The organism is Lentilactobacillus kosonis (genome assembly GCF_003864335.1).
Taxonomy (GTDB): Bacteria; Bacillota; Bacilli; order Lactobacillales; family Lactobacillaceae; genus Lentilactobacillus; species Lentilactobacillus kosonis.
In genome coordinates, this window is the sequence record NZ_BEXA01000002.1 from 173,244 (window position 1) to 197,723 (window position 24,480).

Sequence of the window (24,480 nt, forward strand, 5' to 3'; positions counted from 1 at the left end):
TATAAAAAATCATGGTGAAATCAATTTATTCGTTGTTCCTAGTATAACTAAACAGTTAATTAAAGTCATTGACTATGCTTTTATAAATGTGAATTGTTAATGCCAATAACTAAAAACAGCTATTATAATGGGAGATCAAATTAAAATATTGTGAAATTAAATGGTGGAAAATTTAATTTAGTTAGGTTACAATATGCTTGTTCAGTAATGAATGGGACACAGTATGTCTATGTTTTGATGGGGGTCCCAAAAAAATTAAAGAGGTAATGAATATGGGGAAGAATTTTGGAAAATTTGCTATATTAGCAAGTACGGCATTAATGTTTGCCGGATCTTCTGTACCACAAGTTGTGTATGCTGCTGAAGCACACACACAAGTTGCAAAGTCTAAGAAAGTTGCTAAAACAACTAAAAAGACTACTAAGGCCAAGAAAGCAACTAAGATTAAAAGGGTTTCTCAATCTAAAACAGTTGCTATTCCTTCAGCAATGTCAATTGCTAATTCAAGCAACAAGACGAGTTCGATGGCTTCAGTTGATTCAACCAGTAATTGGCGAGATGCATATAATAAAATTGAAGTATTGTATGGGGATCAATTACAACAAGCCAAAACTCAATTGAAAGATAGTTTGCAAAAAGAAATCTCAATACTTGATGATACCCGGAAAACACCGGTCACAACCACTCAAGTTAAAAGCGCAATGCAAAAGATGAGCGTCTCTCAATTTAGAACAGAGTTTAACAATCAAAAGCAAACCGTCCTTAGTTCACTTAACAACAGCAGTCTGAACGATGAAGACAAAGCAACTGCCGTTAACAAGCTAACAAACTTTGCTCAAGATTTAAATAACATGACTCAAACTGATTACAATAATTACGTGTCATCAATGAATCAAACTGATCTTCAAAAAATCACTGATTCAATGAATGATGCAATTAAGCAAGCACCAACACAAAAATCAGAGGCTCAGTCATTATTGCAGAAGGTTAAAACTGCTAATGATACTGAATTTAAGCAAATTTTGTTACAACAAGCTAAGAAGGCAGAACAGTTAGCTGAAAATCCTAATAAGGATCAGAATACAACAGCAACTTCCACTAGTTCAAAAGATACACTTGCGTCAACTATTGCTGGGGTTGCTGCAGGGGGATTATTGTCACCAGCTATTAATTACGCTGGTTGGGTAACAATACAAGTTGTAATTTTAGCAATGGCAGCACCAATTCTTGCAGGAATTTTCGGAGCTTTAGGACTAATTCCACTGATTGGACCGATAGTTCTGATATTCGGTGGATTTTTATTCTCTATTTTGATTCCAACAATTGCAATATTTGTCCCAATTTTTGATGTTTTACTTGCAACAATAACTGGAGTGTTCACAGCGCCAATTAATGCCCTCATCGGTGGATTAATTGTTCCCAAGCTGGAAAACAAGATGAAACAAGCACAACTGCTAAAGAAACTTGGATTGATCGTCAGGATAAGAAGCTTGCTCAAGCTGATATCTTGAATAACGGTGCAGTCACATACTCGAGAACAATTGAAGCCGAAAAGGGAAAGCATTACATTGTTCGAGTAAGCGCTGATCAATTGAGAAAAGACCAGTATGATGGTGGTAACATTACCACCATTGGGTTAGGTGCTACTAAGACAACATTTAACGATTACAGCAACTTACCAATCAAGGATGTACAAGAAGTTGGTAATCTAACTACTGATCCATATGCTTACGTTGCATTTACTGCTACTGACAACACAACTGTATACGTAAACAGTTCAGTTACTCCTGCAAAACTTGTAAAGGGTGCTGGTAATACAACGGTAGTCAACAACTTAGAATCATCAGTATTACAACAAAGCGGTATTTAATATAATAAAAATCACTCATCTCAATAGAGATGGGTGATTTTTGTATTAAAGACTAATACAGCTCATTGATTTAACTAATTGAGTTACGTTCCCAGATGATATTAGTTTCACCATTGATTAATTTACGTAAGCTGGCGCGGATTTCTCCAGAACTAATTAATTCAGCAGCCGTATCAAATACATCTTCTTGATTATCATGATTAATGATATTTCCATTGTTGATCATGCCACCAATATAGTGATTGGTTTTGCTAAGTTTCACGATTTCTTCTGCAATTGCTTGTCTGTAAGTCATAATATTCACCTGCTTTAATAAATTTAGGATGGTTAAATCTGGCGAAGCACATCTAAAACTTCTAAGCCCTTATCTGAGATTAAGGATGTTTCATTCGTGCCATCGAGGCAGTCTTGACCATCAGGCGAAGGTATGTAACTGATGTTCAAGAGACTGTCGTGGCGGCTATCCATGGTAACGACTTCATTAATAATTTGTTCAATACTGTAACCCATTATCTGACTAGCATTAATTAGCTTATTAAAAACTTTCATTGATACTTCATGATTATAAGGTATTAAAAATTCTAAGATGAATTTTCTTTTTTGATCACTCGGACTCATGATTAACCTCCTTATTTTAAATGTCCTATCAAGCGTTTTCATTATACAACGCTTATGATAATTATTAAAATAATAAAACTGCAATTGCGGGGTAAGTTAAATATTATAACGATTTAGTCAAATGGCTTAATCCCCAAGCAGGATTCAAATCTAGACTTAATTGATTAATTTTGTTCTAACAGGTAATCATCATTTTGTTGTTTCAACGTTAAAATAATTATCATGTTGAAATAAAAAAACACTTCTTAGCAAATATTTCGCTAAGAAGTGTTTAGATAACAACGACTAAATTAATTATTGAAATTGTCCAACTTGTCTTCAACTTTGGCGATTCGTTGAATATAATCAGCTCTTTCACCATCAGCAAATCCAAGTGAAGACATACATCCTGAAACATGTTCATAGATGTCATCGCGCTTTTCTTTGGCCATATCGGTTAATCCGATTGTGACTGAACGTTCATCAACTGAGCTACGTTCACGAGTAATCCAACCGCTACTTTCTAGGCGCTTTAATAGCGGCGTTAGGGTACCACTATCTAACTCTAAATACTTACCAAGTTCTTTAACGGAAAGTGGTGCGTATTCCCAAAGAGTCAACATAGCAATATATTGAGGGTATGTTAGCTTGTATGGCTTTAACGCGATTTGATAGAAGTGGTTGAATTTTTTATTAGCTGTATAAAGTTTAAAACATAATTGGTCTTCTAATAAAACTGGTTCAACATTTGACATGGTTTCAACCTCGTTCCTTGTATTATAATATTATTGTAAATGACTTTTACTTAAAAGCCAAACATAATGGCAAGCAATTTAACTTTACACAATTTATTTTACGAGGTGATTCAATGAAAGTAAACAAAATTAGATTTAGTACATGGCTCAGCTTGGTTAATCTCGTTTCAATCATTGGCTATTTAGGATATTTTGGTTACTGGTATTTTCAAAAACAACCAAAGTTTTCTGGTCAGCGGTTGCTTTTAATCGAGGTTGCATCAGGAATTGTTTTATTGGCGCTCCCGTTTGCGATTGAATTAATTGGTAAATTTTATTTTCCACAGATTGAACTAGTTTTTTATTTTGTTTTTTCTTTACCTGTCGATCTTCTTAGGATCAGGATTACAGATGTATGGTGTGCCATATTGGGACAAATATGAACACGTGCTTGCAGGGATTATGTTGGCTGGAATTGGCTATCCAATTTTTAATAGCTTAGCTCACGTTAGGTCAAGTGCACGAACTCATCCTGGATTAATGAGCTTGTTTTCATTTACATTCGGGATAACTTGTGGGGTTTTCTGGGAGTTTTATGAATTTACAGCTGACAGTTTAGCTAATTTAAACTTGCAAAGATACGCGGCTGGTTCTCATCTATTAGTTGGTAGAGCCGCTTTAATGGATACCATGGGTGATTTATTTGCGGATGTCACGGGAGCCTTAATAATGGCATTAATTGGTTATTTAATGATTAAAAACAATCCCAATAGTAGTAAATACTTAGTTTTTCAATCAAAGCGTAAGCAGGGCTTTTCAACAATCCATTTTTAGTGTAAACTGATGATTGTTGTTGCCCCGATGGCGGAACTGGCAGACGCGCAGCGTTCAGGTCGCTGTTTGAGTAATCAAGTACAGGTTCGAATCCTGCTCGGGGCAGATAAAATAAGCAGCCACCCAATTCACTAACAATAAGTGAATTGGTGGCTGCTTATTTTATTGAATATTATTATTTCCGGTTAGTTGGTTGTTGATCACGGCGATACTGTTTAATCATTGAGTATAGTGACCATAACAGTTGACCGGCACCAAGTAATAAAGAAAATTTTGACCAAAATCCAGTTGTTCGTTTCATAATTTATTCCTCCTAACGTCAAATTCGGGGGATCTCTAACTACTATGTATTGTATCAAATTAAGCATAAATCATAAATTTTCGTGCCTACATAATCTTATAAGCATAAAGTTTGATTGTATTGTGGTTTTCTTCCATTATATAAGTAGATACAAGATCTTTTGCTGATTAGTTTTTAGTTGGGAGGTTAATTATATGTTTAAAAATATTGCTGTGACTTTAGATGGTAGTGAAAATTCTAATGATGCTCTTATTCAAGCTGTGGATATTGCGAAAACCAACAATGCAAATCTAACTTTAGTGTCAGTTGTTAATGAAACTAGTTACTATTATATGGGGAATGCGGTAACGGTTGGGGCAACCCCGTTACCTACTGATATGAAAAATGCTCAACGTAATGCTGCTCAAAAAATATTAGATAAATCGCAAGCATATTGTATGGGACAAGGAGTTACTGCATCAATGAAGGTTGAAGAAGGAATTCCTAAACGAGTAATCGTCGATGCTTACAGTAGGGAAAAAGGCTACGATTTATTGGTAATTGGTAAATCAGGGACAGATGCTATCAGTCGAGTACTAATGGGATCGACCACGGCGTACGTTGTTCGAAATGCCACGACCACCGTTATGGTCGTTGGGTAATTGTTAAATAAAAAAGGCCTTGAAGCATTTGCTTCAAGGCCTTTTTTATTTAACAATTTAAAATTTATCTGAAACAGTATATTTCTTAGTATTAGTATCATTTTCATTATCATGAAATACTTTATCATCTTCAAAGAAGACGTCGAACGTTTCATTATCAGGGCCATGGACTACCAAAAAGTTTTTGCTGCGATCCTCTTTTTCTTTGTAAATCTGAGCAGTTTTTACCGCCTCATTATAATCATGAAAGTTACCGATTGAGTCCCCAGGATTAAAAAATACGATGTCGTCCATAAATACCATTCCCTTCTAAATTTATCTTATTTTAAGTATAATCTAGATTACCAATAATTCAAAACATCAAGCCCGAAAGGATTTGATGTTACTAGTTATTAAGAAAACGTTATTCTACTGGTAGGACATGCGGTTATCTGCTAGAATAATAACGTTATGTTTTAGGATTTAATGTAAAGAGAAAAAGGGGAAAGACTTATGTGTGGATTTGTTGGTTTTGTAAACCAAAAAGATGTCCCAACCGACACAATTAATAATATGGCCGATCGTATCAAACATCGTGGCCCTGATGATGAAGCTTACTTCAGTGATGAGAATGCTTCAATGGGATTCAGACGACTTTCAATCATTGACTTGGCCCATGGTGCTCAACCAATGAAGAATCGTGATGGGTCAAAAGTCCTAACTTTTAATGGTGAAATTTACAACTATAAAGATATTAGAAAAGAACTTCAAGACCTTGGCTATGAATTCAAGACTGACGTCGATTCAGAAGTATTGATTCATGGTTATGATGCTTGGGGCCCAGAATTGTTACAAAAACTCCGTGGAATGTTTGCTTTTGTTATCTACGATAGCAAGACAAATGAAGTCTTTGGTGCTCGTGATCACTTTGGAATTAAGCCACTTTATTACTATGATGATGGTAAGACATTCCTATGGGCATCAGAAATCAAAGCATTCTTGGAACACCCAAACTTTAATAAACGATTAAATGTTGAATTATTACCAATTCACTTGAGTTTTGAATTTATCCCTTCCAGAGAAACCATGTTCAAAGATGTATACAAACTTCTTCCTGGACAATATTTCTTGCACAAAGATGGCAAAACTGAAACTCATCATTACTTCAAGTTTAACTACGATCACATTGATAATTCTCAAACTGTTGAAGAAGATTCAAAGAAAATTGAACAACTTGTTGATGACTCAGTTAAAGCACATATGATTGCTGACGTTGAAGTTGGTAGTTTCCTTTCTAGTGGTATTGATTCAAGCTATGTGTTGAATGAAGCTTCAAAGCTGAAACCAATCCAATCTTTCTCACTTGGGTTCCATAATTCTAAATATAGTGAATTGGGCTGGTCAACTGAATTTGCTAAAGCTATTAAGCAAAAAAACACCCAAATTTACATGGATGGTGACGATTACTTCGATATCTTACCAACTATGATGTACTACATGGATGAACCTCTTTCAAACCCAGCTGCAGTTCAGTTGTATTACTTGACTAAACGAACATCTGAAAGTGTTAAAGTTGCTCTTTCAGGTGAAGGTGCCGATGAGTTCTTTGGTGGTTATAACACTTATCTTGAAGCACTTCCATTTGAAAGATATCAAAAATTTGTTCCAAGCCCAGTTCGTAAGGGACTTGCTTCAATTGCTCGAAAGATGCCAAGATTCCATGGTAAGCGTTTCTTGATTCGTGGTGCTCAACCATTAAGTGAACGTTATTACCGTGTAAACTATGTTTATAATTACGATGATCGTAACCGAGTACTTAAGGATCCAAGTATTAACCGAGATTCTGGTGATTACACTAAGCACATCTTTGATGATGTTAAGGGTAAGGACGAGATGACTCAAATGCAATACTTTGATATCAATACTTGGCTACCATATGATATCTTGCATAAAGCTGACCGAATGAGTATGGCTAACTCACTTGAAGTTCGAGTACCATTGGTTGATAAGGAAGTCGCTGCATTTGCTGCTACTATGCCCGTTAATACCAGAATTACTCCTGAAGAAACTAAAATTTCTTTGAGAACGGCTGCTGAACGTCATATGCCAAAAGAAAACGCATTGAAAGAAAAGCTTGGTTTCCCATCACCAATTGCTAGTTGGATTAATGATCCTAAGTATCACGAAAGAATTGTTCGTGCATTCCATTCTGATACTGCTCAAAAGTACTTCAATGTTCAAGAATTGGATCGCTTACTAGAAGAACATGCTGGTGGTAAATCTAACATGCAAAAGATCTTCACAGTTTACACATTTATTCTCTGGTACCAAGTTTATTTCCCAGAAGATACTAGTGAAAAGACTGTTGAATTAGTAAGAAGAACACAGATTTAATAAATTTAACGGAGGGTACAACTGTTGGCGAATTTAATAAACGGTGAAATACTGCAATTACTCTCTGAACATAAATTACTTGTTAACACTTTGAATTTAGATTTAACTGTGGGATATACAGGAATTACTTATAATTCCCAGATGGTTAAGCCTGGTGCGTTATTCTTTTGCAAAGGGAATTTCAAGCCTGAGTATTTAAAGGATGCCAAGGATAAAGGTGCAAGTGCTTATGTTTCAGAAGTTGAATACGCTGATGTTGAGTTACCCGCAATTATCGTGAATAATGTCCAAAAAACAATGTCGCTCGTTAGTGCGGCATTTTTTGGCTTTCCACAAAATAATTTAACGACAATTGCGTATACTGGTACTAAAGGTAAAACAACGTCAGCATACTTTACGAAAAATATTTTGGATCATCAATATTCAGTTGGCTTATTCTCAACAATTGATACAATTGTTGGTAGAACTGCTAATGACAAATTTAAATCAAGCCTAACAACGCCGGAATCGTTGGACTTGTTTACTAATATGAATCAAGTGGTCAATAATGGGTTGGATCACTTGGTAATGGAAGTCTCTTCGCAAGCATATAAGAAAAATCGGGTGTATGGGTTGCATTATGACGTTGGTGTGTTCTTGAATATTTCTCCTGATCACATTGGTCGCAACGAACACCCAACATTTGCTGATTACTTACACTGTAAAGAGCAATTATTAGTCAATTCTAGCCAAGTTGTTATTAATGCAGATGGATCTCATCTGCTTGATACATATATGACTGCTAAGGCAACCACGGAACCTGAGGATATTTACTTGTTTGCGAAAAAAGATTCGAACCAAATCGACGGTTTTCCAATTGATTTCGTGTACGAAACTTTATCTGATACATTAGAACAAAATAAGATAAATTTGGTTGCTGTCAGTGATAAAGCTGCCACATTAGCCATCGCTGGTAAGTATGAGATTGGTTTACCAGGTGATTACAATGAATCTAACGCGGTGGCAACGGCAATTGCCTCTTCACTAGTTGGTGCAACTCAAGAAAACATTAAAGTTGGTTTGAGTAGAATTGTTATTCCTGGAAGAATGGAACACTTTACCACTAGCCACCATGGTACGGTCTATGTTGATTATGCTCACAATTACGCTAGTATGGATTCAGTACTATCATTTTTGAAATCACAAAATCCAAGTAGCAAAGTTTTTGTGGTTACTGGAAGTGCTGGGGATAAAGGAATTGATCGCCGTCCTGGACTGGGTAAAGCGATTGGCATATCGGCAGATGTGGCAATTTTAACGTCTGATGATCCTGGCTATGAAAATCCTAAAGATATTGCGGATACCATTGCTGATAACATCAATAATGATGCTGTTGATGTTCGGTATATTGAAGATCGTAAAGAAGCAATTACGACCGCCATTAACGAAAGCGCCGTTGGCGATGTTGTCTTGATTGCTGGTAAGGGAAGAGACCCTTATCAAAAAATTAGTGGCGTTGACATACCTTACGATGGTGATGCTCAAATCGTTGCAGAATATACTAAGGGGGTATAGATGTGCAAACCAATTCAAAAAAATTCACCCCGGTGCTGTTAGGTAGTGACTTTAACGCATACGGAATGGCAAGAAGTTTATATGAAATTTATGGGCAGCCAGTTAAGGCATTTGCTCAAGCTCAGTTGGCACCAACTAGATTTACTAAAATCGTTGATGTTGAATTAATCGAGGGCTTCGCAGAGGATCCTGTATGGATTAATGAGATGATGAAAATTAAGGAACGGTATGCTGATCATGAAGAACCAGTTATTTTAATTGGTTGTGGTGACGGTTATGCTGAATTAATTTCTAAACATAAGGCTGAATTAGAGGATGTCTTTGTTTGTCCATACATTGATTACGACTTGATTAAGCAACTGAATGATAAAGAGAACTTTTACAAGATGTGTGATAAGTATGATTTGCCTTATCCTAAGACTCGAATTATCACTAAGTCTGAATATGAATCTGGCCAACAAGTTGAACAACCATTTAGTTACCCAGTTGCTCTAAAGCCCGCTAACAGTGTGGAATGGTTAGATATTCACTTTGAAGGCCGAAAAAAAGCCTTCATCATTAAGTCAGAAGGCGAATTTTACGATATTGTCGCTAAAATTTATGACAATGGCTATACGTCAGATTTAATTTTGCAGGACTTCATTCCAGGTGATGATAGTAACATGCGGGTGTTAAATGCGTATGTTGATAAAAACCATCAAGTTAAGTTTATGTGTTTAGGACATCCCTTATTGGAAGATCCGGCACCTGCAGCAATTGGAAACTATGTGGCGATTATTCCTGAATTTAACCAAGAGATTTATGATAAGGTGAAGACATTCCTTGAAGAAATTGAATTTACGGGTTACGCTAACTTTGATTTGAAGTTTGATACTCGGGATAATTCATACAAGTTATTTGAAATTAACTTGCGAACTGGTCGAAGCAGTTTCTTCGTTACTTTAAATGGCTATCGATTAGCCGACTGGGTGGTTCAGGATTACGTTTTTGATTCACTTAAAGATCAAAAACATTATTTGCTAATCAAGATCCTAGCAAATATTTCTTATGGTTAGGAGTATCTCCTAAGGTATTTAAGGAATATGCTAAGGAAAACGAAGTTAAGGATCATGCACTACAATTATTAGACGAAGGTCGCTATGGTGATACTTTCTGGTATGACCGTGATCGGAGCCCTAAGCGTTACGCATTGTACAAATGGATGATGCATAACTACACTAAGAACTTCAAACGTTATTTTATGGCTAAATAGTCAGTGGGAGATGGGTTTATGAATCATTTCTTTTCAATCATTGGTGGAATGGGAACTGAAGCCACCGAGACGTTTATTCATATCTTAAATGATAAGACAGATGCTGATAAGGATCAGGATTATTTGAACTATATCCTGGTTAATCACGCAACGGTTCCTGATCGTACAGATTACATTTTAGATCATAGTAAGCCAAATCCATTCATACCGTTAAAGGAAGATATTCTAACTCAAGCTAAGCTTGAACCGGACTTCTTTGCGATTCCATGTAATACGGCTCATTATTTCTATGATGATTTGCAAGCATTGACTAACATTCCGATTTTGCATATGCCCCGATTAACGGTGGAACAAATTAAAACTGACTTTCCAAATGCTAAAAAAATTGGTTTAATTGCCACTCGGGGGACCCTACATGATGGTATTTATGATCATGAAATCTTAGATGCAGGCTATGAATTAGTCAAACCAACTGAGAAAATTGCGGATGAGACAATGGAATTGATCTACGATAACATCAAGGAAAAAAACCACGTTGATGCTGATTTATATCATAAGATTTTGAGTGAGATGGTTGATGAGTTACACAGCGATGTGGTAATTCTTGGTTGTACAGAATTATCAGTTGCGGAAGAACGGGCCAGTGATCATAACTATCCAGTTCTTGATGCACAAACGGTTTTAGCAGATAAAACAATTGAATATGCAAGAAAAAATCAGCCTAAAAGTTAACAGCTGATTGACAAATGATTGCAATGACGGCGGCTACGACAAATGTAACCGTCGTTTTTATTTTTAAAATTCCGTCCTGTTTTCTCCCTAAAATGGTTTCAATTAGGGCAATGATTAGTAAGGTTATTAGCGCTGAAATGACGATTAGCACTGGATGGCGATTGAATGATCTAATATCGATTACTACTTGTGAAACAATGATCCCTAAATAAAATAAGCGAGAGTACACAAGTGATTGGATAACCCGTTTTTTAGTTTGTCTAGTAACACCAACCAAAACAGAAATAATGGTTCCCAGCCAACAAAAATAATTAATGATAATCCACACAATGTTTCACCCCTTTACTTTAATAGTATTAGTTATTTAGTATCAAAAATCAATTGTGAAAAAATTACATGGTCAAGTAAAATTTCTAGTGCTATAATACTTATTGTATTGCGGGTATAGTTTAGTGGTAAAATCAAGCTTCCCAAGCTTGTGTCGCGGGTCCGATTCCCGTTACCCGCTTAATAATTGAATTACAGTTAGCCACCGCTTAAATTTGAGCGGTGGTTTTTAATTATAAAGGAGTTTGTAAGATGAATCTAAGTATTAGGCCGCTAAATAAATTAACACATCAACACTATGAACTGCTTCTTGACGCCGATCCTAGTGAAGGAGTGATTAATAATTATATGCAGCGGGCAGTTAGCTTTGAGGCCGTTAATAATAATGAATTATTAGGAATAGTGGTTCTGCTACCCACGCGCCCCGAGACATTAGAAATTGTTAACATTTCAGTAACTGCAACCAAAAGAAATAATGGAATTGGTCGCCAGTTGCTCACTTTTGCAGAAAATATGCTAGAGAAAACAAATACGCTTGGCTTGAAATCGGAACTGGGTCCACTAGCTTTGGTCAACTTTATCTGTATCAAAAATGTGGTTTTCGAGTAGTTGGTGTTGATTTAGACTTTTTTACAACACACTACGAGGAAGAAATTATTGAGAATCATTTGATTTTAAGGGATATGATTCGTTTAAGAAAGTTTTTGAAATGAAATCAGTTGTTGACTTGGACAACTGATAATTACTGTTGCATATTTTTAATCTTAGTTTAACCAATAATAAGGCTAACTTAATCCATGTTGCGAATTATAAAAATTAATTCTATTATTAATAATGTTGCAATAGAGAGAATAGATTGATTGGGAGTGGCAGTGAATCAATGGATAAATCAAATAAGATAAAATCAAATGGGACTTATCATTTGTCTAAAAACCATCATATGGCAATTCAGTGGGGAAATTTTGTTGGTGGCGAAGATGTGGCGGTTACTGAAGCTTCAGTTAAGGATAAATCTTCAATTGTTGGTCGCGTGGGAATTCAAATGCTGTCTTGCGGAACTGGGGCTTGGCGAGTTCGAGATGGTATGAACAAGATTGCTAGGGCATTGGGACTAACCTGTTCCGCTGATATTGGTTTGACATCAATTGAATATACTTGTTTTAATCAAAATGACAGTTATTCACAAACATTAGCTTTGCCAAGCACTGGGGTTAACACAGATAAGTTAAATACTATGGAACATTTTGTAAATGACTTTGAGCATGATTTTTCCCAGTTGTCGACTCAAGAAATTCATAAATTTCTCGATAAAATTCAGCATCGTCCAGGCCATTATTCAGCACTTGTCGCTGGTGGAGCAGCTGCTATGGCGTGTGCCGCCTTCATCCTTTTACTAGGCGGAGGACCAGTTGAAATGTTGTGTTGTTTTTTTGGAGCTGGAATCGGAAACTATGTTCGACGGAAGATGATTGACCATCACTTAACTACGGTTGCCGACACTGCAATTGGGGTTGCAGTTGCCTGCTTAGCATATTTTGTTATTTTTAAAGGATTAGAATATGGATTACATATCGGTGGTCATCATGAAGCGGGGTATATTGGAGCGATGTTGTTTGTAGTTCCAGGATTTCCATTTATTACCAGTATCCTTGATATTACTAAGTTAGATATGAGATCTGGATTGGAACGTTTAGCCTATGCGATTATGATTACGGGAATCGCTAGTTTGGTTGGGTGGCTAGTAGCTTTAATGGTGCACTTTCAACCTGAAAACTTTGCTCCGCTTGGATTAGGGGTTTTACCATTGATGTTACTCAGAATTCCAGCAAGCTTTTGTGGGGTATATGGTTTCTCTATGATGTTTAACAGCAGTCAACGGATGGCGATTACTGCCGGTTTAATCGGTGCTGTGGCCAATACACTGCGGTTGGAACTAGTTGACTTAACTAATATTCCAGCAAGTGCAGCGGCCTTTACAGGGGCATTAGTGGCAGGCCTTCTTGCGTCAGCCATTAACAAATACAATGGTTATCCTCGAATTTCCTTAACCGTACCATCTATTGTAATTATGGTACCTGGACTATATATTTACCGGGGCGTTTATTATATTGGCCTAAATACTATCGGATTAGGCTCGCTATGGTTGACCAAAGCGATGCTGATTATCATGTTCCTTCCATTAGGATTATTTGTTGCTAGGTTCTTATTAGATCGAGATTGGCGTCATTTTGACTAACGCATCTAATACGAAGGCGATTTTTAGGAAAATCTCACTTAGTTACTGACAATAATTCAGGGATATGATATTATAATGGTTGTTCTGCGAGCTATGGGTTAAACAAATTAGATCTGCTCGACTTACGTGCTGTGTGTTGCAAATTAATTAGTTGAGTCAATAAACTATTTTATTGACATTTATAGGTTAATATAGGTATTATGCAAGTGTGCCGTAAGTACAGTTCAATAATAAGAGAAAAGTAACTAGGAGATTTACTTTTAGCGAGTTCGGGATGATGGAAGCCGAATAGTAATTCTTAGTGAAGCGCGCTCTTAGAATTTAAAGTTAATAATTAAGCGGATATATTTATATCAATTAGAGTGGTACCGCGGGTTAAGTCTCGTCTCTTGCAATCATATTAATGTTGCAAGAGACTTTTTTATACAATTTTTTGGAGGTTATGAAAATGGATTATAAAGCACAAGTTACAAACTCAATTTTAGGTGCATTAGACGGTGAACTAACTTCAGCCGAAGTTTACCAAAAGTTAGAGACACCAAAAGACTTCGCAATGGGTGACTTAGCATTTCCAGCCTTTACTCTGGCAAAATCAATGCATAAGTCCCCAAACATGATTGCTGAAGAATTAATTTCAAAAATCGATGCAGCTTCTTATGACAAGGTTGAAGTTAAAGGAGCTTACATTAACTTCTTCCTTAACAAGGCCCACATGAGTAATGAAGTAATTACTGACGTCCTAGAAGAAGGCGCCGCTTACGGTCAAAACGATTCTGGTAAGGGCGGCAATGTTCCTATTGATATGTCATCTCCTAACATTGCTAAACCAATTTCAATGGGCCATTTACGTTCAACCGTTATCGGTAATTCAATCGCTAAGATCTTAGTTAAGAACGGTTACCATCCAATTAAAGATAATCACTTGGGTGACTGGGGAACCCAATTTGGTAAGCTAATTGTTGCCTACAAGAAGTGGGGTAACGAAGATGACGTTAAAGCTGACCCAATCAACAACTTGGTTAAGTACTATGTTAAGTTCCATAAAGAAGATAAAGAACATCCTGAATTGGATGATGAGGCTCGTGAATGGTTTAAGAAGCTGGAAGATGGTGACGAAGAAGCCACATACTTATGGCAGTGGTTCCGTGATGAATCATTGAAAGCCTTCAATCAAATCTATGATAAGTTGGGCGTTGATTTTGATACCTACAACGGTGAAGCATTTTATAATGATAAGATGCAAGCAGGTATTGATATCTTGAAGGACAAAGGGCTTCTAGAAGAGTCTCAAGGAGCTCAAGTTGTTAAACTTGATAAATATGATTTGAATCCAGCTTTGATCTTAAAGAGTGATGGCGCTACCTTATACATTACTCGGGATATTGCAACTGCAATTTATCGTGATCAAACATACAAACCAGCAATGAATTTATATGTAGTTGGTTCAGAACAAACATATTATTTCCAACAATTGAAAGCCGTATTGCTTGAAATGGGCTTAAAGTCTGCTGAAGACCTACACCATATCCCATTTGGCTTAATTACCGTTAATGGTAAGAAACTTTCAACCCGTTCAGGTCGGATCATTCTGTTAGATGAAGTTTTGGACGAAGCAATCGATCTTGCTCAAAAGCAAATTGAATCTAAAAACCCAGATTTACCTAACAAAGAAGAAGTTGCTAAAGAAGTTGGGGTAGGAGCAATTATCTTTGGTGATTTGAAGAACGAACGAACAAACAATATTGACTTTGTGCTTGAAGATCAACTTAGATTTGAAGGAGAAACTGGACCTTACGTTCAATACTCACACGCTCGTGCTGAAAGTATTTTGAAGAAGGCTGGCGATATCGACTTACGCGCCGCTGACAAATCAATTACTGATGAAAACGCCTGGGAAACTATTAGAACACTTCAAGACTTTCCGGAAGTTGTTAAGAGTGCTTGTGTTGATTTTGAACCATCAGAAATCGCTAAGTACTCATTAAGACTTGCCAAGGCATTTAATAAGTACTATGCTCACTCAACCATTTTGGGTGATGATGACGGCTTAGCTGGAAGATTATCATTAGTTAAAGCTGTTTCAATTGTCTTGAAAGAATCCCTTAACTTGCTTGGAGTTAAAGCACCAGACGAAATGTAATTTATTAAAAGCCTGCCATTTGGCAGGCTTTTTTATTTATTAACAGATTGGTTAAATTTCTTAAAAGGTCATTTAAGTTTTGGCCTGTGTTGAGGCCAAATGGATTGGTTGTGATACAATATCCAAGTAATTAAAAAGGAGATCATGTATGAATAACAATTCTTCGGGCTTTTTTCACAGATTAAAAGCCAAGATAAAACCAATTCATCAACGATGGCGACGAGTAAATAAAAAATTTCACTTGTTAAAATGGATTATGGTTGTTGTTTTGATGCTTATTCTTTGTTTGAGCACTTATCTAACTTACATGGCTAAAACAGCTCATGTTGATAATTTAGAGTCATCATTGTCTAAGACGACAGAAATTTTTGATGTTAATAATAAAAAGGCAGGTGAGCTTTACGCTCAGAAGGGTACTTACGTAAAATTAAATCGAATTTCTAGTAATATTCCTAAGGCCGTTTTATCGACAGAAGACCGAAATTTTTATCACGAATATGGATTTTCGGTAAAGGGAACAGCCAGAGCCGTCTTATTATTAATTAAAAATAAATTGCTAGGTCGGGATTATATTAGTGGTGGTGGAAGTACGCTAACCCAACAACTAGTGAAAAATGCTTATTTGTCACAGGAACAAACCTTTAGTCGGAAGTTAAAGGAATTATTTTTATCAATTCAGGTTGAAAATGATTATAGCAAGCATCAGATTTTAACGATGTATTTGAATAACGCTTACTTTGGTAATGGAGTTTGGGGCGTTCAAGATGCTTCGCAAAAGTATTTTGGTAAGGATGCTTCTCAATTGAATGCCGCTGAATCGGCGGTGTTGGCCGGAATGCTGACCTCTCCAAGTGCATTTAATCCAATTGATCATCCTAAAGCTGCCAGAGAGCGGCGAAATGTGGTTTTACAATTAATGGTTGAAAATAATCAGCTTACTCAAAGCCAAGCCGACTATTATAAAGCAACTCCAATCACGTTGAACGATACCTATGTTCGCAAAGATGGCTATAAATATCCTTATTACTTTGACTCGGTCATTGATGAAGCCATTGATAAGTATGGATTAACTGAGTCTGAAATTATGAATAAAGGTTACCGAATTTATACTAACTTGAATCAAAATCAACAAGCAGCCATGCAACAGAACTTCGATAATAATCTACTGTTTCCTGCTAATGCGGCTGATGGAACTCAGGTTCAGGCAGCTTCAATCGCAGTTTCACCAAGCAGCGGTGGGGTTAGTGCTGTGGTTGGTGGTCGAGGACAACACGTTTTCCGAGGATTTAACCGGGCTAACCAGATTAAGCGGCAGCCTGGTTCAACAATGAAACCACTGGCGGTTTATACCCCAGCACTTCAAGCGGGGTATAAGTATGACTCAAGCTTAGTTGATAAGAAAAATCATATGGATCAAATAAATATACGCCAAAGAACTATGATAATCAGTACCAAGGCAGTGTGCCAATGTATGAAGCTTTAGCCCAATCAATGAATGCTCCAGCTGTTTGGTTACTAAACCAAATTGGTGTCAATCGGGGATATGATTCGGTTAAAAATTTCAATATTCCAGTAACCAAGAGTGATAAGAACTTAGCGTTAGCGCTCGGAGGATTAACCTCTGGAGTATCTCCTCAACAAATGGCCGGAGCATATACCGCCTTTGCAAATGGTGGTAAGGTTATGAAGCCGTTTTACATTCGGAAAATTGTTGATTCGACTGGTAAGGTAATTGTTGATAATACAGAGCAACAAAATGGTCGGCAAATCATGTCTTCAGGGGTTGCCAAACAAATGACTAGTATGATGCTGGGGGTGTTTAACAACGGAACTGGGGTAGAAGCGAAACCGTATGGTTACTCAGTGGCTGGAAAAACCGGTAGTACCGAGGCTGATAATACTGGTTCAAGTGATGCCACCAAAGATAAGTGGATTATTGGCTATACTCCAGATTTAGTTGTTGCTACCTGGGAAGGATTCGATAGTACCAATTCAACTCATCACCTGGAAAATTTAAGTGGCACGGGCGTGGGAGCATTGTTTAGAAATGAAATGCAAACGATGTTGCCATATACTAAGAATTCTAGTTTTAACACTGAGGATGCAGCCACTTTGGCTAAGGATAAGTCAAAAGAATCCAGCAGTTCAGTTTGGAACACCATCCAAGATAAGGCTAATGAAGTTGGTAGCAGCTTGGAGGATAAGGCCAAGGATCTGATAGATGACGCTAAAAATTGGCTTGGCGGAAATTAAAAAAACGGCTGAGGTCAATACATTCTATGTTAAACTAGTACTAACAAATAATTAAGGTGGATACTTATGACTGATGATATTAAAAATGCCGCAAGTGCATTACAAGCGCAAGTAACAGAAGCACCAGAATTTAAACAATTAGCCGAGGCCTACGCAACTTTAAAGGCTGACAAGGAAACATTTGAATTATTTGAAAATTTTCAAAATTTGCAAATGGGATTACAACAAAAGCAAGCTAGCGGTCAACAGCCAAGCGAAGATGAGTTAACACAAGCTCAAACAATGGCTCAACAAATGAGTACTAACGAAAAAATCACTGATTTAATGAACAAAGAACAAGGCCTTAACAACTTGTTAAATGATATTAACAAAGTTGTCACGCAACCAATTGTTGATTTATATCGCAATTAAAAACAGCACCAAGGTTAGTGAGTAATTCGCTAATTGAGGTGTTTTTTGTACATAATTAATTTAATGATTAAAAGGAGATAATAATGAAGTTTATTCATGCCGCAGATATCCACTTAGACAGCCCGTTTTCTGGATTGATTCAAAAAAACAACTTGCCTGCTGACTTGGAATCAGCAATTACCAAATCAACGTTTAGTTCATTTGAGCAGATTATTACAGATGCGATTTCTAATTCAGTGGATTTTGTGATTATTGCTGGCGATTTATTTGATCGAAATGGGCGGAGCATCGCTGCTGATGTATTTATTAATGATCAATTTAATTTATTAGCTGCCCATCAGATTCCGGTATTTCTAATTTTTGGAAATCATGACTTCTTTAATTTTGATAATAAGTCAGTTAGTTATCCAGAAAATGTGCATGTATTTAATAACGATGTATCGACAACTGAGATTACGCTTGATAACGGTCAAACAGTTGCTTTATCTGGATTTAGTTTTAAAAACCAGTGGATCCATGAAAGTTATGCTGATAGTTTTCCGGTTAAGGGAAGTAGTGATTGGGCGATTGGCATCATGCATGGCAGCGCAGATTCGATTGATTCACCAGAAGCTAATTATGCGCCATTCTCAGTTAGTCAATTAGAAGCCAAACATTATGACTATTGGGCACTAGGTCATATCCATAAACGACAATCTTTGAATGATGCCCATACCATCAATTATGCTGGAAACTCCCAAGGTCGAAGTATTAACGAAGCCGGAGACAAAGGATATTTGATGGTTTCAAGTGAAGGAAATCAACTGATTCCAGAATTCAAAAAGACGGATGTTATTGATTGGCGGTTGTTAGTCGTGGATATTGATGATCTTGATATTAATCAAATTGTTACTAAGACGATGGCGCAATTGGCTGACTTGCAGTTAATCACCACCACTTTGGTTAGAGTAGTATTTAAGACAGAACAACCAAATACTGACATCAGTGCGAATATCAATAATGGAGATCTATTGGCCGTGATTCAATCAACTAATGCCAAGGAGCTTGCAACACTTAATGCGTTTGTGGTGTCACTTAAATATCAAGTTATAAACTCTCAAATTGATACGCCTCTTGATCAGCAATTTTTTGATCAGGCCGCAATTGATGTTCTTAATCCACAAGCTATTGATGAATATCAAAACTTGTTTAGCGCATATAAATTTATTTTAGATGATTTAAATGATCCGGAATCAGTTGATGAGATTATTCAAACTAGTAGGCAACTGATCAGTGAGAAGATTAATTATGACCAGGGGGATAATGACAATTGATAATTCAAAAGTTGGAAATTTATGGTTATGGTAAGTGGTCAGATCAAACCATTGAATTAAATGCACCAATTCAAATAATTGTCGGGGCTAACGAGGCTGGTAAGTCAACGATCGTTGATTTCATTAAATCAATTTTATTCGGCTTTCAATCTAGTCGGCAAGCCGTGCATGGAAAGTATATCCCCAAGGACGGCAGTAAGTATGGTGGGGAACTATATTTTGAAGAAAATGGCCAACGTTATCGAGTGATTAGAACTAAAGGAACGCATGGCGGGAAGGTTAAATTCTTTAATCTGACTAATGAAACTGAACTGACAAAAACTGACTTTGAAGAACTGATTGCGCCGATTGATCGAAATATTTACGACAATCTTTTTTACTTTGGTGAATATTCGCAAAGTGATCTATATAAAATGGATATTGATGAGCTCCGACAACGAATTCAAGAACTAGGCGTTACTGGAGCGTCTCAGCTATTTGACTTAAGTGCTGACTTTGAGAGCCAAGCATCAGGAATGTTTGCTAAAAAAGGAACTAAACGAAAAATTAATCAAGAATTACGAGACTATGATCAATTGAGTGAGCGAGTTCAAGAAGCAAAAGCTAATTTTAGTGACTACCAGCAATTAACTATGGATGTTAAACGGCTAAGTACTGTTAATACTCAGCATCAGGCAGAACTTGAGAACAAGCAGGCCGCGTTAGCTGATTTAGAATCTCAAGCTAGAATTGTGCCACTCTTAACAGAATTGAAACAGTTACCGCCAGTTAATGAGGAAGATCTGAAAGAAGGCTTCGCGGATCGCGATAAGAGTCAGTTGGCTGAATATTTGGCAGAGAAAAATCAAATTGAAAAAGAAATCACTAAAATTAAAGATCAATTAGTTGACCCTCAATTGACGGTCAGCATGTCACCAGCAGTAAATTTTTATCGGCAAAATGATGAGCAAATTAATGACCTAGTAGCCGATGCTGTCTCAGTTCAAGACAAGGTGTCACACTTAGCATATAATCAAGCAAGTCGCCTTGCTGACAGTGATAAAATTCAAGCGTTGATGGATGAACATCAATTATTTGAACCGTTACCAAAACCATTTGATGATATGACTAAGCAACGGGTAGCATCACTATTGGCCGACCAAGCCCAAGCAGCATCAGTTAACCAGCAACGCCGAAGTAGCAATCAGCAGTCAGTTACAATTAAGAGCCCATTGATGTTAGGTGTTGGGGCTGCAGTGGCAATTATTGGACTATTGATTAATTCAGTCTTTGTTAAACTGATCGGAATTGCTGCTGGCGTGGCAATTGGGTATTATTTCGGCTTAGGTCGGGCTCAATCAACAACTGACCAGGTGGTTGATGAAGAATCAATTAAATCGAGTTTTGAAGCAATTCGGCAGCAATTTTCAATGGGAAATCTTGCTGAAGAAAATTGGTTGACAATTCAGTCAGTATTGACTCAAATAGATGATTTGCAGTCTGAAATTAATACTCTTGATGCAGACACGAAAGTGTTTGATACTGAAGTTAAGGCCTATTTCAATCAGTGGCAATTTGCTAATGATTGGTTAGCAATTTCCCCAAATGCAGGGTATTCTGAACGACTAGAAGTAATTCGACAAAGTGTCAGTCGGTGGCAAAGGGAATCTAATGATGCCTTAGCAATCGAGAATAAGTTGACCATGCTGCAAAACATGTTAACTGAACAACAATCAGCATTGGCTAAGATAAACACGACCCTTGATCAATTCTTGAATGAACGCTCCTTAAAGAACATTACGGAGTTTGATGAAGAATATGCTAGCCAACAGATTATCACGCGTCAATTGAGTAAAAAGCAGCAATTAACTGAGCAAATTCAATCAACTAACGTTAAAATAAATCCGGATACTAATTTAATGACTGTGCAAAAAACTATTGATGAGGCCAAACAAGCGATTGCTGAGCTACAGACAGCGCTAAATCGCGATGAGCAAGCGGCGACTGAAGCACAAATTCGGTTGAACCACTTGGTTAGAGATGGTGAATATCAGCAGTTAAATCAACAGCTAGCAAATATGCAGGCAGAAATTATTGCTGATGTGCATAGTTATGTGGCGTTATCTACTAGCTCCGAATTTATTAGTCGGGTTTTAGATATTGCGTCCAAAGGACGGCTGCCTAAGATCCTTAATCAGGCAACTGAATATTTTGGCTTGTTAACGGATGGTAAGTATAAAAAATCGATTTTAATGACGTAATTACAGTGATGTCTGATAATGACTATAGTTTTGATATTAATGAATTATCCCGGGGAACGTTGGAACAACTTTATCTAGCACTAGTACTTTCAATGGCGGTTAATTTCGCTGATACGTATGCGATGCCGATTATTATTGATGACGGATTTGTTAATTTTGATCAGCAACGCCGCCAAAATGCTTACCAATTACTGACTAAAGTTGCTGAGCGAACCCAAGTTATCTATTTAACTGCTAACCAACCAGAGGATAATGTTGAATTAGCCCAATTAAAAATTTAATTGAAATTGGTCCACGTGAAGGAGAACAAATATGGCAAAGCAATTAATGGATTTAGTTGAAAATGAAGATTTTGAAATGTTTGTGATGTTGAAGAAGGCTGAAAAACGGGTGGCCAAGAACGGTAAACAGTTCTTAGCAATGACTTTCCAAGATAAATCAGGTGAAATCAACGGAATGTATTGGGATGCTAGTGATGAAGATGTTGCTAAATTCACTGCCGGGACAATTGTTCATTTAACTGGAAAACGAGAAAGTTATCTAAACAGTCCTCAAATTAAAATTGTTTCAATGAATTTGCCAAATAATGATCAACACTTGGTTCGTGAGGATTTTGTTCAAGCGGCACCGATGAAGGAAGACGATATGAAGGCTGAAATCGATAAAATTGTCTTTTCAATTACGAATGCAACTTATAGTCGAATTGTCCGTTTCTTATTACAAAAGCACGGAGAGGCGTTTTTTGAATTCCCTGCTGCAAAGTCTAATCATCATGATTTTGAAGGTGGATTAGCCTTTCATACGATTTCAATCGTTCGACTAGCTGAACATATTGTTGATCAATACAGTGGTATTGATGCTCCGTTACTATATGCTGGAGCAGTTCTGCATGATTTAGGAAAAACAATTGAGCTTTCTGGACCAATTGGCACAACGTACACATTAGCCGGCAATTTATTAGGCCATTTAAGTATTATTGATGCTGAAATTGTCGAAGCAGCTGACAGTTTAGGGATTGCTCAGGATTCAGAAGACTTGTTATTATTAAGGCACATGGTGTTATCTCACCATGGATTAAAAGAATATGGTTCACCAGAGCGGCCACAACTTTTAGAAGCCGAAATCTTACACGATTTAGATGAATTAGATGCTTCAATAATGATGATGAAACGTGCTATTGGACAAACCAAACCGGGAGAGTTTTCAGATAAAATCTTTGGCTTGGATAATCGACGGTTTACCGCCCAACAAAAACGGAATAATCTTGATATTTGATTAATAAAAAAGAGGTTCACTTCGATACGAAGTGAACCTCTTTTTTATTTAATTTATTTCTTTTTGCTTGATGAAGTTGTGAGGTAGTCAGATAAGACGTTTTGAAGATCTTTATCTTGAATTTGAACATTACCCTTCTTCAAGACTTTTGATACAACTGATTTAACAGTAGCACTGTCTTGGAGCTTGCTTTGAACAATTTGGTCCTTCAATTCACTTTCGTGATCTTTGTATGAACCCTTCTTAGGGTGGTTAACCATTTGGATTACTTGGTAACCGTATTGAGTCTTAACAGGTGTCTTAGTGTATTCACCGTTGTTCAACTTGAAAGCAGCTTTCTTGAAGTTAGAATCAAGTGAAGTATTAGTGTTATCAAAGGCAGCAATTCGACCACCCTTGTTCTTAGTAGCAGAATCTGTTGAGTACTTCTTAGCTAAGCTAGAGAAGCTCTTACCATCTTTAAGTTCACTAATAACTTTTTCAGCAGTAGATTTCTTAGCGACCAAAATTTGGTTAACTGTAACCTTTGGTTGGTAAGACTTAAATTGCTTTTGTAGTTGAGCATCAGTAATCTTGATGTTATCCTTAACGGCTGCTTGAAGAAGAAGGTTAGAACGAATATCATCTTTAAGACCTGAAGCAGTCATACCATTTTGTCGTAAGACTTCATTGAATGATGAACCGTATTGTTTCTTATACTTGTTAAAGTCACTGTTTACTTCAGAGTCCTTAACTTTGTCACCATATTGCTTTTGCAATACTTTGTTCAAAATCATTTGTTGAAGCACTTGTTTACCACTTGAAGTACCTTTCAAGCTACTGTAATAAGCACTTTCGGTAATCTTTCCACCATTAGTTGTGGCAACTGATTTACTACCACAAGCGACAAGAGTAAAACTAAGTAATACTCCGGCTAAAGCGATTAGCCATTTTTTCATATACAAACACATCCATTTCTACAGATTTTTGCGTTTAAAAGCAAACGTTCTTAAAAATGATAACATACAAACGCCAATATGCACTAGTGATGCTCAAACTTAAACAAATATTCAAAAACATTAAATGAACCTTAAAAGTTATGATTAATTCAAATCGTTCAGATTGTCAGAATGTTTTTGAATTTCTTCAAGGCGTGGTTCAATTTGAAACATTGCTTCATCAATGTTTCGTTGTAAGTCATTCATTACGTTGTTAATAATTGCTGATTTCTCAGTGAAATTATTAAGTGAATCTTTGAAATTGTCGACCGCCGTCTTAAAATTCGCCACATCGGTCTTTTTTTGTGTGAATTTTTCTTTGGCATTTACAATAAATTCTTGAGGGGTTTCTTCCCGGGAATATAAGTAGATTCCAGCTAAGAGGGCAGAACCGCCAACTACTTTAAGCCATGTCTTCAT

The 24,480-nt window shown here is 36.8% G+C and carries 24 protein-coding genes, 2 tRNA genes, 2 pseudogenes and 1 other annotated feature; of the genes and pseudogenes, 20 read left to right on the forward strand and 8 right to left on the reverse strand.

Features of this window, described 5'->3' with window-relative positions:
• The first annotated feature begins 272 nt into the window (after positions 1-272).
• Positions 273-1,511, forward strand: a complete 1,239-nt coding sequence (locus tag NBRC111893_RS03735) for an MraY family glycosyltransferase (protein ID WP_125008042.1) — start codon at positions 273-275, stop codon at positions 1,509-1,511.
• Positions 1,508-1,870, forward strand: coding sequence for a hypothetical protein (locus tag NBRC111893_RS03740; protein WP_125008043.1), 363 nt, complete (start codon positions 1,508-1,510; stop codon positions 1,868-1,870). The genes NBRC111893_RS03735 and NBRC111893_RS03740 overlap by 4 nt, the downstream gene beginning before the upstream one ends.
• A gap of 70 nt (positions 1,871-1,940) precedes the next feature.
• Here NBRC111893_RS03740 and NBRC111893_RS03745 read toward each other — a convergent pair whose 3' ends face one another.
• From NBRC111893_RS03745 to NBRC111893_RS03755, 3 genes are all read right to left on the reverse strand, one after another.
• Positions 1,941-2,165 carry a hypothetical protein gene (locus NBRC111893_RS03745; protein ID WP_125008044.1) on the reverse strand — a complete coding sequence of 75 codons (225 nt, stop codon included), beginning with the start codon at positions 2,163-2,165 and terminating at the stop codon, positions 1,941-1,943.
• A gap of 32 nt (positions 2,166-2,197) precedes the next feature.
• On the reverse strand, positions 2,198-2,488 hold the full coding sequence (locus NBRC111893_RS03750; protein WP_125008045.1) for a hypothetical protein: 291 nt from the start codon (positions 2,486-2,488) through the stop codon (positions 2,198-2,200).
• Between the two features lie 290 nt (positions 2,489-2,778).
• Positions 2,779-3,222: a MarR family winged helix-turn-helix transcriptional regulator gene (locus NBRC111893_RS03755; RefSeq protein ID WP_125008046.1), complete on the reverse strand. Its 444-nt coding sequence runs from the start codon at positions 3,220-3,222 to the stop codon at positions 2,779-2,781.
• A gap of 113 nt (positions 3,223-3,335) precedes the next feature.
• On the opposite strand from NBRC111893_RS03755, the gene NBRC111893_RS11135 reads away from it, so the two are divergent.
• From NBRC111893_RS11135 to NBRC111893_RS03765, 3 genes are all read left to right on the forward strand, one after another.
• On the forward strand, positions 3,336-3,644 hold the full coding sequence (locus tag NBRC111893_RS11135; RefSeq protein ID WP_225417557.1) for a hypothetical protein: 309 nt from the start codon (positions 3,336-3,338) through the stop codon (positions 3,642-3,644).
• Positions 3,613-4,035, forward strand: a complete 423-nt coding sequence (locus NBRC111893_RS11140) for a DUF2238 domain-containing protein (protein ID WP_225417558.1) — start codon at positions 3,613-3,615, stop codon at positions 4,033-4,035. Before NBRC111893_RS11135 ends, NBRC111893_RS11140 begins: the two co-directional genes overlap by 32 nt.
• A gap of 21 nt (positions 4,036-4,056) precedes the next feature.
• Positions 4,057-4,140, forward strand: a tRNA-Leu gene (locus tag NBRC111893_RS03765).
• 70 nt (positions 4,141-4,210) lie between these two features.
• Here NBRC111893_RS03765 and NBRC111893_RS11800 read toward each other — a convergent pair.
• The gene (locus tag NBRC111893_RS11800; protein WP_261341425.1) at positions 4,211-4,336 is read right to left on the reverse strand and encodes a hypothetical protein; all 126 of its coding nucleotides are present in this window, start codon (positions 4,334-4,336) and stop codon (positions 4,211-4,213) included.
• A gap of 194 nt (positions 4,337-4,530) precedes the next feature.
• Here NBRC111893_RS11800 and NBRC111893_RS03770 point away from each other — a divergent pair, with 194 nt between their 5' ends.
• Entirely contained in the window at positions 4,531-4,977 is a 447-nt protein-coding gene (locus tag NBRC111893_RS03770; RefSeq protein WP_125008047.1) for a universal stress protein, read from the forward strand.
• Between the two features lie 57 nt (positions 4,978-5,034).
• Here the strand turns inward: NBRC111893_RS03770 and NBRC111893_RS03775 are convergent, their stop codons facing one another.
• On the reverse strand, positions 5,035-5,271 hold the full coding sequence (locus NBRC111893_RS03775) for a hypothetical protein (protein WP_125008048.1): 237 nt from the start codon (positions 5,269-5,271) through the stop codon (positions 5,035-5,037).
• Positions 5,272-5,469: 198 nt separating this feature from the next.
• Here NBRC111893_RS03775 and asnB point away from each other — a divergent pair, with 198 nt between their 5' ends.
• From asnB to NBRC111893_RS03795, 4 genes and pseudogenes are all read left to right on the forward strand, one after another.
• A complete protein-coding gene (asnB, locus tag NBRC111893_RS03780; RefSeq protein WP_125008049.1) occupies positions 5,470-7,350 on the forward strand; it encodes an asparagine synthase (glutamine-hydrolyzing) in 1,881 nt (626 codons plus the stop codon).
• A 24-nt stretch (positions 7,351-7,374) separates the two neighbouring features.
• Positions 7,375-8,904 (forward strand): UDP-N-acetylmuramoyl-L-alanyl-D-glutamate--2,6-diaminopimelate ligase, encoded by a 1,530-nt coding sequence (locus NBRC111893_RS03785; RefSeq protein ID WP_125008050.1) that lies wholly within the window; start codon positions 7,375-7,377, stop codon positions 8,902-8,904.
• 65 nt (positions 8,905-8,969) lie between these two features.
• Positions 8,970-10,156, forward strand: a pseudogene (locus NBRC111893_RS03790) (carboxylate--amine ligase).
• Between the two features lie 18 nt (positions 10,157-10,174).
• Positions 10,175-10,888, forward strand: a complete 714-nt coding sequence (locus NBRC111893_RS03795) for an aspartate/glutamate racemase family protein (RefSeq protein WP_125008051.1) — start codon at positions 10,175-10,177, stop codon at positions 10,886-10,888.
• On the opposite strand, the gene NBRC111893_RS03800 is transcribed toward NBRC111893_RS03795, so the two are convergent.
• Positions 10,878-11,216: a DUF1516 family protein gene (locus NBRC111893_RS03800; RefSeq protein ID WP_125008052.1), complete on the reverse strand. Its 339-nt coding sequence runs from the start codon at positions 11,214-11,216 to the stop codon at positions 10,878-10,880. The genes NBRC111893_RS03795 and NBRC111893_RS03800 overlap by 11 nt on opposite strands.
• 110 nt (positions 11,217-11,326) lie before the next feature.
• Here NBRC111893_RS03800 and NBRC111893_RS03805 point away from each other — a divergent pair.
• From NBRC111893_RS03805 to NBRC111893_RS03850, 10 genes and pseudogenes are all read left to right on the forward strand, one after another.
• Positions 11,327-11,396 (forward strand) — tRNA-Gly (locus NBRC111893_RS03805).
• 71 nt (positions 11,397-11,467) lie between these two features.
• Positions 11,468-11,824: a GNAT family N-acetyltransferase gene (locus NBRC111893_RS03810; RefSeq protein WP_439957172.1), complete on the forward strand. Its 357-nt coding sequence runs from the start codon at positions 11,468-11,470 to the stop codon at positions 11,822-11,824.
• 271 nt (positions 11,825-12,095) lie between these two features.
• A complete protein-coding gene (locus tag NBRC111893_RS03815; protein WP_125008053.1) occupies positions 12,096-13,451 on the forward strand; it encodes a threonine/serine exporter family protein in 1,356 nt (451 codons plus the stop codon).
• Between the two features lie 224 nt (positions 13,452-13,675).
• Positions 13,676-13,844: a binding site (T-box leader), on the forward strand.
• A gap of 55 nt (positions 13,845-13,899) precedes the next feature.
• Complete coding sequence (argS, locus tag NBRC111893_RS03820) at positions 13,900-15,591, forward strand: arginine--tRNA ligase (protein WP_125008054.1); 1,692 nt, start codon at positions 13,900-13,902, stop codon at positions 15,589-15,591.
• Between the two features lie 148 nt (positions 15,592-15,739).
• Positions 15,740-17,844 (forward strand): annotated as a pseudogene (locus NBRC111893_RS03825) (PBP1A family penicillin-binding protein).
• A 66-nt stretch (positions 17,845-17,910) separates the two neighbouring features.
• Complete coding sequence (locus NBRC111893_RS03830; protein ID WP_125008055.1) at positions 17,911-18,255, forward strand: YlbF family regulator; 345 nt, start codon at positions 17,911-17,913, stop codon at positions 18,253-18,255.
• A gap of 83 nt (positions 18,256-18,338) precedes the next feature.
• A complete protein-coding gene (locus tag NBRC111893_RS03835) occupies positions 18,339-19,568 on the forward strand; it encodes a metallophosphoesterase family protein (protein WP_125008056.1) in 1,230 nt (409 codons plus the stop codon).
• Positions 19,565-21,808, forward strand: coding sequence for an ATP-binding protein (locus NBRC111893_RS03840; protein ID WP_125008057.1), 2,244 nt, complete (start codon positions 19,565-19,567; stop codon positions 21,806-21,808). Before NBRC111893_RS03835 ends, NBRC111893_RS03840 begins: the two co-directional genes overlap by 4 nt.
• 8 nt (positions 21,809-21,816) lie before the next feature.
• The gene (locus tag NBRC111893_RS03845) at positions 21,817-22,089 is read left to right on the forward strand and encodes an ATP-binding protein (protein WP_125008058.1); all 273 of its coding nucleotides are present in this window, start codon (positions 21,817-21,819) and stop codon (positions 22,087-22,089) included.
• Positions 22,090-22,120: 31 nt separating this feature from the next.
• Positions 22,121-23,083 (forward strand): 3'-5' exoribonuclease YhaM family protein, encoded by a 963-nt coding sequence (locus NBRC111893_RS03850; RefSeq protein WP_125008059.1) that lies wholly within the window; start codon positions 22,121-22,123, stop codon positions 23,081-23,083.
• A 53-nt stretch (positions 23,084-23,136) separates the two neighbouring features.
• On the opposite strand, the gene NBRC111893_RS03855 is transcribed toward NBRC111893_RS03850, so the two are convergent.
• Positions 23,137-24,021, reverse strand: a complete 885-nt coding sequence (locus NBRC111893_RS03855; RefSeq protein ID WP_125008060.1) for a peptidylprolyl isomerase PrsA — start codon at positions 24,019-24,021, stop codon at positions 23,137-23,139.
• Positions 24,022-24,165: 144 nt separating this feature from the next.
• Positions 24,166-24,480: a hypothetical protein gene (locus NBRC111893_RS03860; RefSeq protein WP_125008061.1), complete on the reverse strand. Its 315-nt coding sequence runs from the start codon at positions 24,478-24,480 to the stop codon at positions 24,166-24,168.

What these genes read in the sequence shown, in the direction of transcription:
- NBRC111893_RS03735 (WP_125008042.1), top strand. Translation starts at nt 273, where the DNA reads ATGGGGAAGAATTTTGGAAAATTTGCTATATTAGCAAGTACGGCATTA.
- NBRC111893_RS03745 (WP_125008044.1), bottom strand. Translation starts at nt 2,165, where the DNA reads ATGACTTACAGACAAGCAATTGCAGAAGAAATCGTGAAACTTAGCAAA.
- NBRC111893_RS03750 (WP_125008045.1), bottom strand. Translation starts at nt 2,488, where the DNA reads ATGAGTCCGAGTGATCAAAAAAGAAAATTCATCTTAGAATTTTTAATA.
- NBRC111893_RS03755 (WP_125008046.1), bottom strand. Translation starts at nt 3,222, where the DNA reads ATGTCAAATGTTGAACCAGTTTTATTAGAAGACCAATTATGTTTTAAA.
- NBRC111893_RS11135 (WP_225417557.1), top strand. Translation starts at nt 3,336, where the DNA reads ATGAAAGTAAACAAAATTAGATTTAGTACATGGCTCAGCTTGGTTAAT.
- NBRC111893_RS11140 (WP_225417558.1), top strand. Translation starts at nt 3,613, where the DNA reads ATGTATGGTGTGCCATATTGGGACAAATATGAACACGTGCTTGCAGGG.
- NBRC111893_RS11800 (WP_261341425.1), bottom strand. Translation starts at nt 4,336, where the DNA reads ATGAAACGAACAACTGGATTTTGGTCAAAATTTTCTTTATTACTTGGT.
- NBRC111893_RS03770 (WP_125008047.1), top strand. Translation starts at nt 4,531, where the DNA reads ATGTTTAAAAATATTGCTGTGACTTTAGATGGTAGTGAAAATTCTAAT.
- NBRC111893_RS03775 (WP_125008048.1), bottom strand. Translation starts at nt 5,271, where the DNA reads ATGGACGACATCGTATTTTTTAATCCTGGGGACTCAATCGGTAACTTT.
- asnB (WP_125008049.1), top strand. Translation starts at nt 5,470, where the DNA reads ATGTGTGGATTTGTTGGTTTTGTAAACCAAAAAGATGTCCCAACCGAC.
- NBRC111893_RS03795 (WP_125008051.1), top strand. Translation starts at nt 10,175, where the DNA reads ATGAATCATTTCTTTTCAATCATTGGTGGAATGGGAACTGAAGCCACC.
- NBRC111893_RS03810 (WP_439957172.1), top strand. Translation starts at nt 11,468, where the DNA reads ATGAATCTAAGTATTAGGCCGCTAAATAAATTAACACATCAACACTAT.
- NBRC111893_RS03815 (WP_125008053.1), top strand. Translation starts at nt 12,096, where the DNA reads ATGGATAAATCAAATAAGATAAAATCAAATGGGACTTATCATTTGTCT.
- argS (WP_125008054.1), top strand. Translation starts at nt 13,900, where the DNA reads ATGGATTATAAAGCACAAGTTACAAACTCAATTTTAGGTGCATTAGAC.
- NBRC111893_RS03830 (WP_125008055.1), top strand. Translation starts at nt 17,911, where the DNA reads ATGACTGATGATATTAAAAATGCCGCAAGTGCATTACAAGCGCAAGTA.
- NBRC111893_RS03835 (WP_125008056.1), top strand. Translation starts at nt 18,339, where the DNA reads ATGAAGTTTATTCATGCCGCAGATATCCACTTAGACAGCCCGTTTTCT.
- NBRC111893_RS03845 (WP_125008058.1), top strand. Translation starts at nt 21,817, where the DNA reads ATGTCTGATAATGACTATAGTTTTGATATTAATGAATTATCCCGGGGA.
- NBRC111893_RS03850 (WP_125008059.1), top strand. Translation starts at nt 22,121, where the DNA reads ATGGCAAAGCAATTAATGGATTTAGTTGAAAATGAAGATTTTGAAATG.
- NBRC111893_RS03855 (WP_125008060.1), bottom strand. Translation starts at nt 24,021, where the DNA reads ATGAAAAAATGGCTAATCGCTTTAGCCGGAGTATTACTTAGTTTTACT.
- NBRC111893_RS03860 (WP_125008061.1), bottom strand. Translation starts at nt 24,480, where the DNA reads ATGAAGACATGGCTTAAAGTAGTTGGCGGTTCTGCCCTCTTAGCTGGA.